Genomic DNA, 16,122 nt, shown 5'->3' on the forward strand with positions numbered 1-16,122 from the left:
TGATGTCTCTCGCCAGAACTCGGCCGGCGCCACGGCCTGGAACTGGACAAGCTCTATCTCCGGCAACTCGTTTACCTCGACCTTTACCTCAGGCTACGCAACCGGCAATTACGGCATCCGCGTTTCCTGGAAAATGGCCGAGCCGATCTGGTCTTCCTGGCTCAACATCGGCCGCGACGTCACCGCTCCTCGACGCCCGGCGGGCTTAACTTTAGTCTGCAACGCCAACGGCTCAGCCGGCTCGTGCAACGAATCAACTCTGTACCTACATTTGGAACTGCCGGTTTTGCATCCACGACGCCTTGTGGTAAGGTTCAGTCCACCGCAAATCACCGTTGCGGCTGCACAACCACGATTGGCAGGAGGCGCCACAGAACTGCATGGAGCTTTAGCGTATCTTCTCAATTTGTAGGGCGCACCTTGGGGATCAAGAAGATACGAAAGAGACACCGGGCAAAAACATAAGTTTTAACGCAAGGGCGCAAGGATTCGTAGAGACGCAAAGGCTTTTTCTGACCTTGCTTTGCGCCTTTCTCGAGTCCTTGCGACTTTTGCGTTGAATAACGACTTAGGAATGAGAATTTTTTTTTTTAACTGTCCAGTTCGCGCAAATTCTGGGCATACAGACGGCACCAAAGCGGACACTTATTTAATTTCTCATTCCTTAGCACCTGTGTCTGACCAGTGCAGATCATGCCCCGCTACCCCGGATTATTGAGAAAATACCGGAAATTCACCCCGTGCAGCAGGTTCACGGCGCCTTGTACGTAGACAACGACGTTCAAGATACGCCTGAGCTCGAACTGACCGCCCGCTGAGCAGGACTTGTGATCGTGACAACCACAACCAACTTTGGTAAAATATCAGACCATCGAACACCTGGGCAGCGGCGGCCCAGGCCGCAGTCTGCTGGCGCCAGGCCACGCCTGCAGCGACGGGTTGTCGCGATCAAGGTGCTCCTGGCGCACTGGCCCACGATCCAGAGGCGAGTGCGCGCTTTGGGAAGCGCTCCTGGTTGCCTCCTGCGCCACCCCGCCATCGTGCAGTTGTCCGATTCCGACACGCAGGACGATCGTTATGGGTGGTGATGTGGAGTATCCGGAGGGCGGCTCACTCAAAGAGCGCCTGGCCCAGCGCGGAGTGCCTGTGCGCCAGCCGAGGCTGTGACCCTGCTGCGCCCTGTGGCCGCGGCGCCGATTACGCCCACGCCCGGGTTGTCCATCGTGACATCAAGCTCGGCAACATCCTCTTCACACTGTGACGGGCAGGCCGTGATTAGCGATTTCGGTGTCGCCAAAAATTTTGGGTGACAACGCCCAGTTGAGCATGGCCCGCAGCGTTGTCGGCACGCCCGCCCACATGTCGCCCGAACAGGCCGGCGGCGGCCTCGTGACCCCAGCCGCCGACCTCTGCGCCCTGGGCATCGTTCCACCAGATGCTCACCAACCAGGTGCCCTTCAGCGGTGATTTCCCCTGAGCGAGGTGCTCGTGCAGCGCTTTGCAGACCCCACCGCCCGCGCCGAAGCACCCTCAACCCGAGTCCCAGGCCGGCTTTTCGCCGTTCTCCTGCAAGCCTGGGCCAGCGCCGGCTGCCCGCTTTGCCTCCGCAAGCGCTCTGCTCGCCGCCCTCGAAGCGGCGCAGGCTGAAGAAACAGCGCCGGCCACCGAAGCCGACTCCGGGGAAAGCGCCACCCCGGCCGAACCGCCGCCGTCCGGTCCGAGAGCAACCGGCCCGCCGCTCTTAAACACGGCGCCGCGATAGCGGCCCGAACCTGCCGCCGTCGCTCCCGTTCAGATCGCGGCTGCCACTGCCGCCCGCTAAACCAGCGGACGTGGCCGGTCGCCTGGTCAAAGCTGCGGATTGGGTGGCGCCCTTGGTGGGACGTGACATCATCTCCTACGACCCGGCGCACGACCGTCGTCAGCGCCTGGCCTCACTCCTGGTGGCGATTAGCGTGCTGTTTGCCGCACTGCAATTCGTGGTCGAATTCTTCAACTTCTTCACCCGACTCCCTGGCGCCGCTGTTAGCCGTCTGGCCTTACCTGTGGCTCCGCTGGCCATTGCCGCCGGCCTGCTGATGTTTCTCGCGGCCCGGCTTAGCCTACGCCGGCCCTGCGCCGCCGTTGCGGCCATCGGCCTGGCCGTCATCACCACCCTGGGTCTGGCCTACGGCGCGTGGACGCTCGTGGATCGCTTGCAGCCGCCGTCCCGCTTCATCATCGCCATGCCGTTCGACGGCGCAGCAATCGAGCCGCCAGATTGACTTTGCCCGCCGCATCAGGCGGGCGCTGGCGACCGACCTGGCCGCCGCGACGCCGATGTGCAGATCGTGCGCCTGCGCCGGTCGTGCCTGATGCCGCCACCGCGTTGGCGCGATGCGCGTGACAAAGAGGCCGCCCTGCTCATTGGGGCTGGTATGACGACGCTGGTCAGCCCACAGGTGGAATCGCCGATGTGCCGCTGTTTCAGCACACGACGGTGGCATGACGCCGCTCCTCGCTGCGACGCCGGCGCCGTCGGGCTGTGGTCGCCGCGTCCACCGTGCGATGTGACACGCTTCGTGCATGCGCCGGCCACCATTCCGGCCATTGATCTGTTCGTCAGGATGGCCCGCAGCAAGTAATACCGTCTCCACCGCGCTGCTCGGCTTTGTATACTCGCGTTGTTTTGAAGAAGACCTCCGCGCAGGCGGCAGCGACTTTCGCAGTGGTGCAAACGATCCATTTTCAGCGCGGCCATTCGTTACCGCACCCGGCAGGTGGACGCCGCCGTGAGGCGATCTGGAGCAGGCGCTGGCCCTGCCGGCCGGTTTCTGCGAGGCGCACTTCAACCTGGCCCTGGCTCTCGGGCGAACAATGCGCGCCAGCCTGGCAGATCGAGCCGGCCTGGCGCAGGCGGCCGCAACCGCGTCGCCTCCGCCTGCGGGCGCGATCCAGCCAGCGGCTGCTACAGCCCGAGTTGACCTTCCAGGCCGGCGATGCCGCAACCCGCCTGCCCATTGCTCAGAAAGCGATGGCGCCCGCAGCCCGACAACGCAAGCGCAGGCGCTGCTGGCGACAATTGCCGGGGCGACCAGGCCAGCCTGATGTGGCGGCCGCCGCGCCTGTCGTCAGGCCTTCACAACTGCCGCCAGAGCAAGCGTAACCACCGCCGCCGGCCGATCGCCGCCCAGGTGGCGCTGGTGTTGATGCCTACCTGGCCGCGGGCGATAACGCCGCCACCTTCGGCGACCTTCAGGCGGCTGCAAAACAGGCGCCCACCGAATCCCAACGTGCTGCACGGCCTGGGCAAATGCCTACTACGCCGGCCCGGGCAAACGGGCAGACCCTGGCCGCGTACCGGAGCCTTGGGCAAAGGCCGTGCCGGACGATCCTGACCCGCGCCTGCTTGTGGGCATTCTCTGCAGCCAACAGCAGAAATTCAGGACGCGTTGACCGAGATGCAGGGCAGCCAGCCGTCTGACCCCGTGCTCAGGGAGGCCGCGCATCTGCTGATGGGGGAGGTCTACTACCAACAACGGGATTTGGCGCGGGCCGCAACCGCCTATCAAGCGGCGCTGGCGATCAACCGGAGCGCTGACGCCTGGTATGTCCCTCGGCGCGCTGCGCTGGCAACTGGGCGACCTGCCTCGCGGCGCAGACCGCTTTACACGAGGGCCGCGTCGCGACCCAGCCCTGGCCGCGGCTTTTTCACCCTCGGCCGCGTCTGCTTCCGACCGGGCGCGTTCGCCGACGCCGCGATCCAGCTATCGTCAGGCGCTGACCTGGAACCTGACGCGCTCCTGACCACTACCTGGCCCTGGCGCCGCGTACGAGCGCCTGCGGCAATGGGGCGGCGCGGCCGCCACCTATACCGCGGCCCTGGCAAGGTAGGAGGACGCCAGCACGCATCTCTACCTGGGGCTGGTGCGTGTGCAGCAGGGACAGTTGGACGCGGAGTGGCCGAAATCAAGCAGGCGCTGGCGCTCAATCCACATGATGCCCTGGCGCACGCCAGCGCCTGGGAGATGTCCTGCAGCAAGGCCAGCTCGGAACGGCCGCGGACGCCTACCGGCAGGCCATCGGCGAGGACGATCAGGCTGCGAACAATCCGTCCACGCACACCGCGTTGGCCTTTGTCGAATAAGCGCGCCAGGTCACGAGCGAGTACGGGCGGGCCAGGACGCCGCGCGCCTGCCCACGGTCAGCTTCTACCAAGGCTTGCTGGCCTCCTACTACGAAGCGCAGGGCCGGCAGGCAGCCGCGTCTGACCTCTACGCCGGTTTACAGGCCGCGCCGCCACCGACGCCTCACGCATCTGGTGGCCGGCGACTACGCCTGGCGCACCGGACTGACTGAGACCGCCGTCTCGGAACTGCAAGCGGTGGTCGCCATCTCGAACGCAACGCCTTTGTTTCAATCTCTGGCCCATGCCGGCCTGGCGCAGATCGCCGCGGCGAACGGCCAGCCGGCCGCGGCCATCGACGCGCTCAGCGCCAGCCTGACCGCGTGGCCGGGAAATGCCGATGCCCAGGCCCGCCGCGGCGACCTGGCCCTGACGGCCGGCGACGCGGCCGCAGCCGCAACTGCCTATCAACAGGCCCTGGCCCTGCTGGCCGATTACCGTCAACAACTCGGCAGCGACAGCGCCGCCCTGCTGGAAGTGACCATCCTCGCGCCTGGGCCTGGCGACGCGTCAGCCCGATGCGGCTGCGTCCTGGTTTGCCCAGGCGCAGGCCGCAGGCTGGCGCTGGTCGAACCAGCGCCGCAATGGCCGCGGCCAGTTGGTGTTGGCGGCCTCAGCAGCGCGGCGCCCTGGCCAGCCGGCGACGAACTGAACGCATGCGCGCAGCTGGGCGCGCCTTCACGGCCATCCGCGGCTGTGCCGAATGAATTGGGGCGCAGGGGCTCCCGCCAGGTCGGCCTGGCCGACCGATCCTGCCGCCGAATGAATTCGGGGCGCAGCCAGGCGGCCCGCCGCCGATTGCCGCCAATGAATTGGGGCGCAGGGGGCCGGAACTGAACGCTGGCGCCAGGTGTCGGCCCGGGGCCATCTACACTGCCGCCGAATGAATTCGGGGCGAAGGGGCGTTCCGCCGCCAGGTCGGCCTGCGCCGACCGGCATTGCGTCCACGGAGGTGGACGCCCGGCGGCACGCCCATGAGGTGCGATTTCAATCGCCTGCTGCGCCGACCGGCATTGCGTCCACGGAGGTGGACGCCCGGCGGCACGCCCATGAGGCGCGATTTCAATCGCTCTCTCTCTCCCTCCCCCTGGCCCCGGCATTCCTGCTGCTCTTGATCGCCGCGGCCAGTCTGCTCCTCTACCGTCAGGCCGCCCAGGCGCCTGATCTGCGCCGTGTGGTGCCGCAATTCCTGTTCTATTTTGGCCTGCTCTTTGTGCTCTATCTGGCGGCGGTGATCCTCGTGTTGCGCCTGGAAAAAATTCAGGGCGCGGCCACACCGGTCGCCTGGCTCTTCATCATCCTCTTGAGCGCCGTGGCCTTCCGTGTCATCCTGCTGCCGACGCGGCCAACCCTCTCGGACGACATGTACCGCTACATCTGGGATGGCCGCGTGCAGGCCGCGGGCCTCAGCCCCTACCGCTACACCCCCGCGGCCTCTGAGTTGACCTTCCTGCGCCGCAACGACAACACCATCTGGCGCTACATCAACCGCAAGACGGCCATCACGATCTACCCGCCCGCCGCACAACTGGCCTTTCTCGCCATCTATCGCCTGCACCCGGACAGCGTGACCTGGACCAAAACTGCGCTGACGCTGGCCGAGTTGAGCGCCCTGGTCCCGTTGGCCCTCTGGCTGCGCCGTCAGCGCCTGAGCCTTCTGCGCCTGCTCATCCTGGCCTGGAGTCCCCTGGCTGTTTTCGAAGTGGCCGGCAGCGGGCACATGGACGCGCTGGTGTTAGCGCCGCTGGTGGTGGCCTGGCTGGCCTTCGAGACGCGGCGCCCCGCGCTGCTTGGTTTCAGCCTGGGCATCGCTGCCCTGCTCAAGCTCTATCCGGCCTTCTTCTTTCCCCTGCTCTGGACGCGGCGCGATGTCAAAGCACCCCTCGCTTTTGCGGGCACAGTGGCGGCCGGCTATGCCCTTTTCATCGGCCGCGGCGGCAGCGTCCTGGGCTTCTTGCCCAACTACTTGAACGAGCGTTTCAATACCGGGCCGGCCGCGCTCATCGCCCGTGGGCTGGAAGCCATTGGCGGGCCGGAGATGCCCTCCTGGCGGGTCGTGCAAAGCTGGCAGTTGCTCTTCCTGGCGCTGCTGGCAGTATGGGCGCTCTGGCAGCCGCTGAATCGGCCGGCCACCGCGCGGCGTCGCGCCTGGGCCATGATGACTGTTTTCTTCGTGCTGTCACAGAACTTGTTCTCCTGGTATCTGCTCATGGTCATGCCGCTCCTGGCCCTCGATCTGCGCCGCGGCCGCTGGGGGCTGGCCCTGGACGCGCCCGACCGGCTGGCTGCTCTTCACAGGGCTGACGGCCCTCTCCTACACCTTCTTCATCACCGGGCATCCGGTTCCGTGGGCCATCTGGGCGCAGTATGGCGTCCTGCTGATCTTCCTGGCCGGCCACGCCTGGCGCCGGCGGGGAGTCCACCGTTGACCAGACGACTTTCCGCATCGCAACAGCTTGGCCTGCTTGGCCTGCTCTGGCTGGGCAGCGCGCTGCTGGGCTGGCGCGCGTTCGCCCTCGCCAGCTTCTACCGCACGCCCCTGCTTGACCTGGCAAAACTGACCGCCAATCGGTTCGGCGTGTGGTTGGGGGTTGCAATCTCCATTGCCCTTGTGAGCGGCATCTTCCTGGTTGGTTGGCGCATTGTGTCACGCGCCCGGGCGCCCGTTTCCTGGCCGATCTTGCTCGCCGTGCCGCTGGCCGTCGCCCTCTGCCTGGTCTTCACCTACCCGCTGACCGCAGGCGACCTGTTCGATTATCTGGCGCTGGGGCATTTGACCGTCTTTCATGACGCCAACCCCTTCACCCAGTTTCCGGCGCAGTTCGCATCCGATCCGTTTGTGCGCTACGCCGCCTGGCGCTTCTTCCCCTCGGCCTACGGTCCGCTCTGGGAGATCATGGCGGCCGGACTGGCGCGCCTGGCCGCGAGCGATCTCTGGACTGGCATCCTGCTGATGAAGGCGCAGGCGCTGCTCAGCCTGGCCCTGGTCAGCGCCTTGACCGCCTGGCTGGTCTGGCAGCGCCGGCGCTCCCCGCTGGCGGTGCAGCAAGCCCTCTTCCTGCTCCTCTGGAACCCTCTGCTCCTGTTCGACATCGCCGGCAACGCGCACAACGATCTGTGGATGGTGCTGGGCCTGCTGCTGGCCGTCGCTCTGGCCGAACGCCGCCGCTTCGACCTGGCCCTGACCGCGCTCACGGCCGGCGCGCTGGTGAAATTCGTCCCCCTGCTCATCATGCCCCTGCTGGCGACAGCCGCCGTGCGCCGCCTGGGCTGGCGTCAGGCGGTCCGCCAACTGGCAGTCGGCCTGGCGCTGAGCCTGCTGCTGGCCTGGCTCTGCTACCGCCCCTTCTGGCCGCTGGCCGACCCCCTGCGCCTGGCGCAGCGCAGCGGTCTCAACACCACATCAATCCTCACGCTCGTGCGCGAGATCATCAGCGCCTGGGCCGATGTGGAAACCGCCAACGCCAGCGCGGCTTACCTGGGGCAGGCCGTTCTGGCCGGGCTGGTGGGCCTGAGCGTGTGGCGGCTGTGGCGCGCGCCGGCGCGCTCGTTCACCCTGGCCGTGGCCCATCTGCTCCTCGCCATCCTGCTGCTGGCAACCGCCTGGTTTCAGACCTGGTACCTGGTCTGGGTCTGGCCGCTGCTGGCGCTGCACCCCCGTTCGCGGCTGGCGCCGGTGCTCTTCCTGCTCAGCACGACGGCCTGGTTCAAGTACCTGCTCTTCAGCCTGGTCTTTGGTGCGCACTGGCCGCCGCTCGTGCCGTACTGGCAGCAGAACGTCGCCGCTGCGCTGATGGTCATTGCGCCGCCGTTGGGGTTCTGGCTGCTCAAGGCGCGGCAGAGTGTGCATCACGGCGCGACGCGAACGCAGGGACGCCAGGGCGCGGGGACGCAAGACAAACACAGTTCATGACGGAGGTTGAAGAATGGCAATCAAACCCTGGACCACGGTGTCGAGCCGGCCGGTCTATGAAAACAAATGGATGAGCGTGCGCGAGGATATTGCGGCCATGCCCGACGGCCGCACGACGATCTACGGCGTGGTGACTTTCGGGCACTGCGTCGGCATCGTGCCCGTGACTGCGGAGGGTGAAGTGATCCTGGTGCGCCAGTATCGCTACGTCTTCGGCGAAGATCAGCGCTGGGAAATTCCCACGGGCGGCGTGGAGCCGGGCGAGGCGTGGGCAGCGGCTGCGCAGCGCGAACTGATGGAAGAGGCCGGCGTGCGTGCGGGCCGGCTGATCCCGGTCAGCGATTTCTACACCTCGAAATCGGTTTGCTACGAGATTGCGCACATCTACATCGGCGAAGACCTGAGCGAGGAGTCCCTGCCGCCCGACGAGACGGAATCCTTCGAGGTGCGCCGCTTTCCGTTGGCCGAGGCGCTGCAGATGGTGTTGAGCAGCGAGATTCGTGACGCCATGTCGGTGGTGGGCATCCTGCTGGCGGCCAGGCAGCACGGCGTATGACGGCAGGTTCACGCGAGAACGGGCTGGATCAGGTGCTGCTCACGGTCGCCAAGCGGCCAGAGCCGGGACGCACCAAGACCCGCCTGCATGATGGATTTGCGCCGGATGAGGCCGCGGAGATCTATCGCTGTCTGCTGCTCGACACCTTCCGCCTGATGGCGCAGGTGCGGGGCGTGCATCCGGTGGTGGCCTTCACGCCGGACGATGCAGATGATTACTTTCGGGCGTTGGCCCCGCCGCATTTCGGCCTGCTCCCGCAGGTGGGCCGCGACCTGGGCGAACGCCTGCCCAATGCCCTGGGTCATTTTCTGGCCTTGCCTGGCGTGCAGCGTGCGGTCATCATGAACAGCGACGGGCCAACCCTGCCAGTAGGCTACCTGGTGGATGCCTTCGACGCGCTGGCGCGGTGCGATGTGGTGTTGGGGCCGGGCAGCGACGGCGGCTACTACCTGATTGGCATGTCACGCTTGCACCGCGGCCTGTTCGAGAACGTCACCTGGAGCACGGCCCTGGTCATGGGCGAAACGATGGCCAATGCCCGGCGTCTGGGGTTGTCCGTCCACGTGCTGCCCACCTGGTACGATGTGGATGTGGCCGACGACCTGCGCCGCATCCTCGCGGATGGTCCAGAGGCCGCGCCGGAGACGTACGCGCGGGTGGCGGCGTTGAGACCGGAGTGGGGGGAGAAGGAAGGATGAATGGAGATCGGAGACCGGAGATTGGAGATTGGAGGCCGGAAATTCGTGGGAATTAGTGAAATTCGTGGCGGAGATCGGAGATCGGAAATCGGAGACCGGGAATTCGTGGAAATTAGTGAAATTCGTGGCGGGGAGTGGAGATTGGGGCGGCTTTGTCAGATGGCGGATGTTCTGGTAGACTGTCAGCCGACCGATGAGGTGAGGGGATGAGGTGAGGCGATGAAGAAACAGTTGGATTGGCGAAACTGGGCAGGGGTGGGAGCGCCGCTGTGGCCGCTGGCGCTGGCGCGTATGGCGATTGGGGTGCTGTGGCTGTTCAGCCTGCGTTGGAAGCTGCCGCCTACGTTTGCGCCGCCGGCGGGGGTGCGCGGCCTGGCCGATTGGATGACGCTCATGACGCAACATCCGGTCGTGGCGGCCTACGGCGCTTTCGTCGAGACGATCGTGCTGCCCAATTTCACCCTGTTCGCCTGGCTGATCTTCCTGGCTGAGCTGGCGGCCGGCCTTTCGCTCTTGCTCGGCTGGAAGGTGCGCTGGGGCGCGCTGCTCGGCGCGGCGCTGTCCTTCAATCTCCTGATCGGCATGTCCGAGGTGCCCGGCGAATGGCCCTGGAGTTACCTGATGATGGTGATGTGGCACGGCGTCTTCTGGCTGACCGACGCGGGCCGCGTGCTTGGCCTCGACGCGCGCGCTTCCGGTCGGCCATGACCGTTTGTGTCATCATCCCGGCTTTGAACGAGGCGGAGAGCATCGGCGTCGTGCTGGCCGCAATTCCCGCGGGGCTGGCCGCTGAGGTGATCGTGGTGGACAACGGCTCGACCGATGACACCGCGGCGCGTGCCCTGGCCGCCGGCGCCCGCGTGGTGCGTGAAGATCGCCGCGGCTACGGCTTTGCCTGCGCGGCCGGCGTCGCCGCAACCCAGGCCGACATCATGGTTTTTCTCGACGCCGATCTCAGCGACTTTCCGGAGGAGATGGCAGCCCTGCTGGCGCCCATCCAATCGGGTCAGGCGGACCTGGTGCTTGGCTCGCGCTTCCTGGCCGGCAATCTCTCGCGGTCGGTCATGCCGCCGCAGCAGCGCTTTGGCAACTGGCTGGCCAGCCGGCTCATGCAGCGCCTCTACCGTATTCCGGTCACCGACCTCAGCCCCTTCCGGGCCGTGCGCCGCGACGTGCTGCTGGCCCTGGACATGCGTGAGATGACCTATGGTTGGCCGACCGAGATGATGGTCAAAGCCGCGCGGCGGGGCTATCGGCTAACTGAGATTGCCGTGCGCTACCGTGCCCGCTACGCCGGCCGTTCGAAGGTCAGTGGCACCGTGCGCGGCGCCCTCCTGGCCGCGTATTACATTTTGGGAACCACGCTACGGTACGCCTGGCGGTGATCAGGTCTTGTCACGGCCACGCAGGGGGACTTCTACGGTGATAGCAGACCAGCCAACCGACCTTGTGGAGTACAGCGCTCGTCTGGGAAAGCACGTTCTGGCGCAGGCTTCTGATTTGCAGCGCAAGCAATACGGTCAATTCCTGACGCCGCATGAGGCAATCGGGCTTTCCGCCATCTTGAATTGCTCCGTGGTGGATCGCTATTTTCGTATTGTCAACGGCAATACACAGGTCAACGCGGAAGAGCTGTGGGCCTTGCCGCTGCCGCCGCTCGCTGTCATCCGCCAAATTGGACAAGCCCTCGAAAACGAATCCCAGGCGGACGAGAGGTCGGATATTGATGCTCTTGTCACCACGATACTGCAAGGGGAAGGGCTCCTTCCCCTGGAATTTCCAATCATCAGGGAGACGCGTACCAACGGCGACCGGTACTTAGGACCTGTCACAGAATAAATAGCCCAGGTTCCACGCTTGCCTACGAAGCGCAGATGGAAAACTAATTCCGCGACGGCCCCTAAATGCTGCTCGTGGGTGATGCCGCTATCCTCGTGGAATGGGTGAGCGTGTCCCGTAGGGACACATGACCTTAGCTAATGATGGCGCCATCCGTGGCCGTCCCGTAGGGACGGTTGAGCTCCTTCCCGCGATCGCGGTATCGTCGCCGGCGCATCCGGTGGCGTCATCGAGTCAAGCGTCCCTACGGGACGACGGGCGCGGGACGACGGGCGCGGTGGGCATCGTCGGCTCAAGTCAAGCGTCCCTACGGGACGACGGGCGCGGGGGGCATCGTCGGCTCAAGTCAAGCGTCCCTACGGGACGGGGGGCGTCGGCTGGCGTCCCCTACGGGACGACGGGCGGGGGCATCGTCGGCTCAAGTCAAGGCGTCCCTACGGGACGACGGGCGCGGGGGGCATCGTCGGCTCAAGTCAAGGCGTCCCCTACGGGACGACGGGCGCAGGGGCATCGTCGGCTCAAGTCAAGCGTCCCCTACGGGACGACGGGCGCGGGGGCATCGTCGGCTCAAGTCAAGGCGTCCCTACGGGACGACGGGCGCGGGGGGCATCGTCGGCTCAAGTCAAGCGTCCCTACGGGACGACGGGCGCGGGGGGCATCGTCGGCTCAAGTCAAGGCGTCCCTACGGGACGACGGGCGCGGGGGCATCGTCGGCTCAAGTCAAGGCGTCCCTACGGGACACGCTCCCAATTTGTGATGCGCCCAACCGCTTGCAGGGCAAACCTGAGCTGGCAAAACGGGAAATTGTGCGCCAAACTCAAAGGCAATTGCCCTTAGGGCCTGTCACAGAATAAATAGCCCAGGTTCCACGCTTGCCTACGAAGCGCAGATGGAAAACTAATTCCGCGACGGCCCCTTGGGTCCGCGTGGCGAATAACGAGGGGGCATTGTCATGGAGTTACTATCACCGAGTGCGCAGCGGGTGCAGGATGCGCTGCGCGGTATGGGGTTTGGGTATGAGGTGATCGAGTTTGCGCAGACGACGCGCACCGCGGCGGAGGCGGCCGCGGCTGTGGGCTGCACGGTGGGGCAGATTGCCAAGTCATTGGTGTTCAAGACACGGCACGGCGGCCGGCCGCTGCTGGTCATTGCCAGCGGCGCCAACCGGGTGAATGAGAAGGCCATGCGTGCTATCGTCGGTGAGCCGATCGAGAAGCCTGACGCCGATTTTGTGCGGCAGCAAACGGGCTTTGTCATCGGCGGCGTGCCTCCGCTCGGCCATGCGGCGCCGCTGACGATCTTCATTGATGAAGACCTCTTGCAGTACGACATCATTTGGGCCGCGGCCGGGACGCCCAACGCGGTGTTTCGCCTGGCGCCCGCCGACCTGCTGCCGATGACCGGCGGGCAGGCAATCAAGGTGACATAAGCCGGGATGAGCGTGTGAGAGGGGAGCGAGAGATGGTCAGTTTTGAGGAAGTTCAAGCGGCCGCGCGGCAGATTGCCGGCGTCGCCCACCGCACCCCGGTGATGACTTCGCGCCTGCTGGACGCGGCCTGTGGCAACCAGATTTTTCTGAAGTGTGAGAACTTGCAGCGGGTGGGGGCCTTCAAGTTTCGCGGGGCGACCAACGCGATCAGCCGGCTGAGCGCGGCGGAGAAGGCGGCCGGGGTCATCACCCATTCGTCGGGCAACCATGCGCAGGCCGTCGCCCTGGTGAGCCAACTGTTGGGCGTCAAGGCTACGATTGTGATGCCCGGCAATGCGCCGGCGCTGAAACTTAACGCCACGCGTGACTATGGCGCCGCCGTCGTGCTGTATGATCCGGCCACGGACGTGCGCGAGGCGATTTCGCAGGAGCTGGCGCAGCGTCACGGCTTTGTCCTGATCCCGCCCTACAACCATCCGCACATCGTGGCCGGCCAGGGCACGGCCGGCCTGGAACTGTTCGAGGAGGTGGGGTCGCTGGATTATCTGTTCGTGCCGTGCGGCGGCGGCGGGCTGTTGAGCGGTTGCGCGCTGGCGGCCAAACACCTGGCGCCTGGCTGCCGGGTCATCGGCGTGGAACCTGAGGCCGGCGACGACGCGACGCGCTCTTTCTACAGCGGCGTGCTGCAGACCAGCCACAATCCGCAGACCATCGCGGACGGCGCGCGCACCGGCAGCCTGGGCGATCTGACCTTTGCCATGATTCGGCATTACGTGGATGAGATGCTGACCGTCAGCGACGACGACCTGGTGCGCACGCTGGCCTTCGTCTGGACGCGGCTCAAGCTGGTGGTCGAGCCGACAGGGGTGCTCGGTCTGGCCGCGCTGTTCAACCGGCGCTATGCCCTGGCGGGCCAGCGCGTCGGCGTCATTCTGAGTGGCGGCAACGTGGACCTCGTCGCGGCCGCGGGTTGGCTGCAGACGACAAGGGTGTCCAGCTAAGCAGCATCTGTCCTCGCTCACGCACCTCAGTGTCAAAGCAATTTGGTCATTGGCAGTAACTGCTCACCCTGCAGGCCGATTTGGACAGGATGAACAGGATGTACAGGATTCTTGCTCTGTGGTGTGCAAAACTATCGGCACGAGAGTTCGAATATCCTGTCAATCCTGTGAATCCTGTCTGAATTCCAGGCAGGCTGAGCAGTTACTCGGACGTTATCGCCATTCAGATCAGCTTCACTCTGCCCCCTCCTGCGCTTTTTGCTCGGGCCCCGACGTCCGCGGCGAACGGGCCGCCCCACTCGGGGATCGCTTAGTAATCTGAGGGCTCACTGCCGAGCGGACTTGTGGAGAGCGTTGGCCTGAGCCGTTGGGCCTCAGGCCATCGGGCAGCTGTGATGGCACGGCCAGCGGCACGCCACGGCGCAGACAATTCGGCGAGCGAACTCGCCAGGGTCATCGGGTTTGGGGAATTGAGCACCACGAACTGACCCGGATGAAACGACAGCCGCAGATTGTTCGAGCCGGCAAACTGACCGCACTCGCGCAAGCGCGCAATGATTTCCGCTCCACCCGGCAGTTCGTTCATCTCGTACCCCGCCTCGGGATGCGTCTTCACGGGCAGAATCTGGCTGTTGATGCGGAAGGCGCCGATGCCATGACCCGCGCAGAATTGCAGCGCGGCCAGCAGCGCCTCGGCATTGGCGCGGCACAGCTCGGCCAGCCGTTCCAACTGCGCCGGCCTGGGCAAGCGCAGCATCGCTGTGGCCGTCGTCACACGGAACTTGATCGGCTGGCGCACGAACTGGCAGCACAGGCCAAGCCGCAAAGCGTTGGGCCGCTGTGGGAGTGATGTCTCTCTCTCTGGAACCATGTCACACCCTCGCCTGCACTCTGTACTCATCCACGATTCACTCCTTGACCTTGCCCGATCCGGCAACTTCCTCCGCCCGCAGCATCACCTCGTTGCGGCGCAGAAAGGCCGGCGTCCACGGCGGATCGAAATAACCATACACCGGCGGCGACAGTGCGCAACTTCGCCGCCTCCATCCACGCCGTTAACCGCGCCAACGCTTTGCCTCGTTCTGGCGTTGCGTCCGCCGCTGTAGCGCAGCACCGCGAACCGCCCCGCCGGTTCGCCGCACCGTTACCGCATCATCTGATGGCTTGGGCGTCTCGCCCGGCTTGAACTTCGCCGGCATCACGAACGCCATCGTCGCGTTTGTTGCTGCCGCCATGAACACCGGCGTGGTCATGGCGATCTTCTGCTGGCCTCGTTCCCGCCGCTGATAAACCGGAACAGGCGCGAGAAGCCACCGTCGCGGTTGTCAGCGGCCATCGGCGTCTCCACCACCGTGAGCGCCGCGTAATCGCGCACCTCAACTCTTCCGTCCGACCGTACCACCTTGTATGGCGCAGACTCGTAACCGGCTCGCACGGCCTGATAAGCGACCGCCAGCAAACCAGCCCCGACCAGGCCGATCAGTATCCAGATCCACATAGGCTTTACGAAACCTCCATTTTCTCCGGCTGCAGACGCGGCAGCAGCAGGTTGCGGGTCAGCTCGTTGATGGCGGCGGCAGTGCGGGGTTGAACTTACTGAGCGCGGCAAACAACCCGATAGCGGGCTGCTCGACCAGGCGTTTTTCGCTGCAGGGGTAGGTGGTCATGATGCCTCGTGCGGCATTGTTGCCGATAAATTGCCGATAACTTCCTCTCTAACCGTCGAAAAGACGGTCGCCACCGTGAGGACAAAGTGTTCCAGCCAGAAGGTGGATCCGCCTCTGCCCGGCCTTCGTAATAGTTGTGGTGTGGATGGACCGCAGCAATGGTAATAGGCCTCCAAATCCCTGGCGTGATGCTCCCCCAGAGAAAGGAACCCGTTCAGCCCGTATCCTGCCCGGCTGAGAATCACCATGTCGCCAACAGGCGGCGGTGCGTCCGTTCCCGTCATGGCAATAGGGATGGATGGTCCCAAACTGATAGTGCATCAGCCCGGCGGCAACGGGCGCCGGAAGCTGTCCTTTCTCGGCGGATTTGAACCAACCGACCAGGGCCGCCATCAGTCCGGCATCCGTGGCCTCGGGAGGCAGATACAATGGCATTCGAACCGGATTCGCGAATGACATTCTGCCCGTCGCGGAGAGGGGTCGGACGGGCGCGCGGCCCGTTTCACCAGGCGTGCATCCGGCGGATCATCTCTTCGGTGAGCGGCGCTTCGTTGCGGCCTCCTCGGCGCAACAAGGCGTTCCAGTAATTCCGCACCTCGAGCCACCGTTCAAGTCCGTGGAACTGCGCCTTGCTGGAGGCAACCACCGCCTCGGCCTGGGCAGAGCGTGAGGCGATTCCCTCGATGCGCGTGGAATAGCTGACCGGCGGAAGGCACTTGCTCCGGCGCCGCAGTTCAGCTTCAACCGCCGGCGGCAGCGGCATCGTCTCCACCTCCGCGCCGACTCGATCGTCATCAGCCCGCGTGCAATCGCGGGCGTGAGCGTGTAGCGGGCTGCCAGATGGGCGATGTGGA

The 16,122-nt window shown here is 65.4% G+C and carries 18 protein-coding genes; 13 read left to right on the forward strand and 5 right to left on the reverse strand.

Going from position 1 to position 16,122, the window contains the following annotated elements; all coding sequences use genetic code 11:
* From IPM84_12740 to IPM84_12800, 13 genes are all read left to right on the forward strand, one after another.
* Positions 1-412: hypothetical protein (locus IPM84_12740; protein ID MBK9093611.1), on the forward strand; the 412-nt coding region annotated here is incomplete at its 5' end.
* 1,420 nt (positions 413-1,832) lie between these two features.
* Positions 1,833-2,264, forward strand: a complete 432-nt coding sequence (locus IPM84_12745) for a hypothetical protein (protein MBK9093612.1) — start codon at positions 1,833-1,835, stop codon at positions 2,262-2,264.
* 90 nt (positions 2,265-2,354) lie between these two features.
* Positions 2,355-2,624: a hypothetical protein gene (locus tag IPM84_12750; protein MBK9093613.1), complete on the forward strand. Its 270-nt coding sequence runs from the start codon at positions 2,355-2,357 to the stop codon at positions 2,622-2,624.
* Between the two features lie 964 nt (positions 2,625-3,588).
* Positions 3,589-3,786, forward strand: coding sequence for a hypothetical protein (locus IPM84_12755; protein ID MBK9093614.1), 198 nt, complete (start codon positions 3,589-3,591; stop codon positions 3,784-3,786).
* A gap of 514 nt (positions 3,787-4,300) precedes the next feature.
* The gene (locus IPM84_12760) at positions 4,301-5,002 is read left to right on the forward strand and encodes a tetratricopeptide repeat protein (protein ID MBK9093615.1); all 702 of its coding nucleotides are present in this window, start codon (positions 4,301-4,303) and stop codon (positions 5,000-5,002) included.
* Between the two features lie 142 nt (positions 5,003-5,144).
* On the forward strand, positions 5,145-8,078 hold the full coding sequence (locus IPM84_12765; GenBank protein MBK9093616.1) for a DUF2029 domain-containing protein: 2,934 nt from the start codon (positions 5,145-5,147) through the stop codon (positions 8,076-8,078).
* Positions 8,079-8,091: 13 nt separating this feature from the next.
* Positions 8,092-8,634 (forward strand): NUDIX hydrolase, encoded by a 543-nt coding sequence (locus IPM84_12770; protein ID MBK9093617.1) that lies wholly within the window; start codon positions 8,092-8,094, stop codon positions 8,632-8,634.
* Positions 8,631-9,332: a TIGR04282 family arsenosugar biosynthesis glycosyltransferase gene (locus IPM84_12775; GenBank protein MBK9093618.1), complete on the forward strand. Its 702-nt coding sequence runs from the start codon at positions 8,631-8,633 to the stop codon at positions 9,330-9,332. The genes IPM84_12770 and IPM84_12775 overlap by 4 nt, the downstream gene beginning before the upstream one ends.
* Positions 9,333-9,551: 219 nt before the next feature.
* Entirely contained in the window at positions 9,552-10,040 is a 489-nt protein-coding gene (locus tag IPM84_12780; GenBank protein MBK9093619.1) for a TQO small subunit DoxD, read from the forward strand.
* Positions 10,037-10,717, forward strand: coding sequence for a glycosyltransferase family 2 protein (locus IPM84_12785; GenBank protein MBK9093620.1), 681 nt, complete (start codon positions 10,037-10,039; stop codon positions 10,715-10,717). Before IPM84_12780 ends, IPM84_12785 begins: the two co-directional genes overlap by 4 nt.
* Before the next feature lie 37 nt (positions 10,718-10,754).
* A complete protein-coding gene (locus IPM84_12790) occupies positions 10,755-11,171 on the forward strand; it encodes a hypothetical protein (GenBank protein ID MBK9093621.1) in 417 nt (138 codons plus the stop codon).
* 952 nt (positions 11,172-12,123) lie between these two features.
* A complete protein-coding gene (locus tag IPM84_12795; GenBank protein ID MBK9093622.1) occupies positions 12,124-12,600 on the forward strand; it encodes a YbaK/EbsC family protein in 477 nt (158 codons plus the stop codon).
* Positions 12,601-12,632: 32 nt separating this feature from the next.
* Positions 12,633-13,601 (forward strand): threo-3-hydroxy-L-aspartate ammonia-lyase, encoded by a 969-nt coding sequence (locus IPM84_12800; protein MBK9093623.1) that lies wholly within the window; start codon positions 12,633-12,635, stop codon positions 13,599-13,601.
* Positions 13,602-13,911: 310 nt separating this feature from the next.
* On the opposite strand, the gene IPM84_12805 is transcribed toward IPM84_12800, so the two are convergent.
* From IPM84_12805 to IPM84_12825, 5 genes are all read right to left on the reverse strand, one after another.
* Entirely contained in the window at positions 13,912-14,472 is a 561-nt protein-coding gene (locus tag IPM84_12805) for a hypothetical protein (protein ID MBK9093624.1), read from the reverse strand.
* Between the two features lie 184 nt (positions 14,473-14,656).
* A complete protein-coding gene (locus IPM84_12810) occupies positions 14,657-14,854 on the reverse strand; it encodes a heme-binding protein (GenBank protein MBK9093625.1) in 198 nt (65 codons plus the stop codon).
* On the reverse strand, positions 14,851-15,099 hold the full coding sequence (locus IPM84_12815) for a heme-binding protein (GenBank protein MBK9093626.1): 249 nt from the start codon (positions 15,097-15,099) through the stop codon (positions 14,851-14,853). Before IPM84_12815 ends, IPM84_12810 begins: the two co-directional genes overlap by 4 nt.
* A gap of 217 nt (positions 15,100-15,316) precedes the next feature.
* Positions 15,317-15,727, reverse strand: a complete 411-nt coding sequence (locus tag IPM84_12820) for a Fic family protein (GenBank protein ID MBK9093627.1) — start codon at positions 15,725-15,727, stop codon at positions 15,317-15,319.
* Between the two features lie 43 nt (positions 15,728-15,770).
* Positions 15,771-16,031, reverse strand: a complete 261-nt coding sequence (locus tag IPM84_12825) for a hypothetical protein (GenBank protein MBK9093628.1) — start codon at positions 16,029-16,031, stop codon at positions 15,771-15,773.
* Positions 16,032-16,122 lie beyond the last annotated feature (91 nt).

It is taken from the genome of Candidatus Amarolinea dominans (assembly GCA_016719785.1).
Classification (GTDB): Bacteria; Chloroflexota; Anaerolineae; order SSC4; family Amarolineaceae; genus Amarolinea; species Amarolinea dominans.

Coding starts and splice junctions, on each gene's coding strand:
- IPM84_12810 (MBK9093625.1), bottom strand. CDS start 14,854: ATGACCACGCCGGTGTTCATGGCGGCAGCAACAAACGCGACGATGGCG.
- IPM84_12800 (MBK9093623.1), top strand. CDS start 12,633: ATGGTCAGTTTTGAGGAAGTTCAAGCGGCCGCGCGGCAGATTGCCGGC.
- IPM84_12780 (MBK9093619.1), top strand. CDS start 9,552: ATGAAGAAACAGTTGGATTGGCGAAACTGGGCAGGGGTGGGAGCGCCG.
- IPM84_12820 (MBK9093627.1), bottom strand. CDS start 15,727: ATGTCATTCGCGAATCCGGTTCGAATGCCATTGTATCTGCCTCCCGAG.
- IPM84_12795 (MBK9093622.1), top strand. CDS start 12,124: ATGGAGTTACTATCACCGAGTGCGCAGCGGGTGCAGGATGCGCTGCGC.
- IPM84_12815 (MBK9093626.1), bottom strand. CDS start 15,099: ATGTGGATCTGGATACTGATCGGCCTGGTCGGGGCTGGTTTGCTGGCG.
- IPM84_12775 (MBK9093618.1), top strand. CDS start 8,631: ATGACGGCAGGTTCACGCGAGAACGGGCTGGATCAGGTGCTGCTCACG.
- IPM84_12770 (MBK9093617.1), top strand. CDS start 8,092: ATGGCAATCAAACCCTGGACCACGGTGTCGAGCCGGCCGGTCTATGAA.
- IPM84_12750 (MBK9093613.1), top strand. CDS start 2,355: ATGCCGCCACCGCGTTGGCGCGATGCGCGTGACAAAGAGGCCGCCCTG.
- IPM84_12785 (MBK9093620.1), top strand. CDS start 10,037: ATGACCGTTTGTGTCATCATCCCGGCTTTGAACGAGGCGGAGAGCATC.
- IPM84_12825 (MBK9093628.1), bottom strand. CDS start 16,031: ATGCCGCTGCCGCCGGCGGTTGAAGCTGAACTGCGGCGCCGGAGCAAG.
- IPM84_12755 (MBK9093614.1), top strand. CDS start 3,589: ATGTCCCTCGGCGCGCTGCGCTGGCAACTGGGCGACCTGCCTCGCGGC.
- IPM84_12805 (MBK9093624.1), bottom strand. CDS start 14,472: ATGGTTCCAGAGAGAGAGACATCACTCCCACAGCGGCCCAACGCTTTG.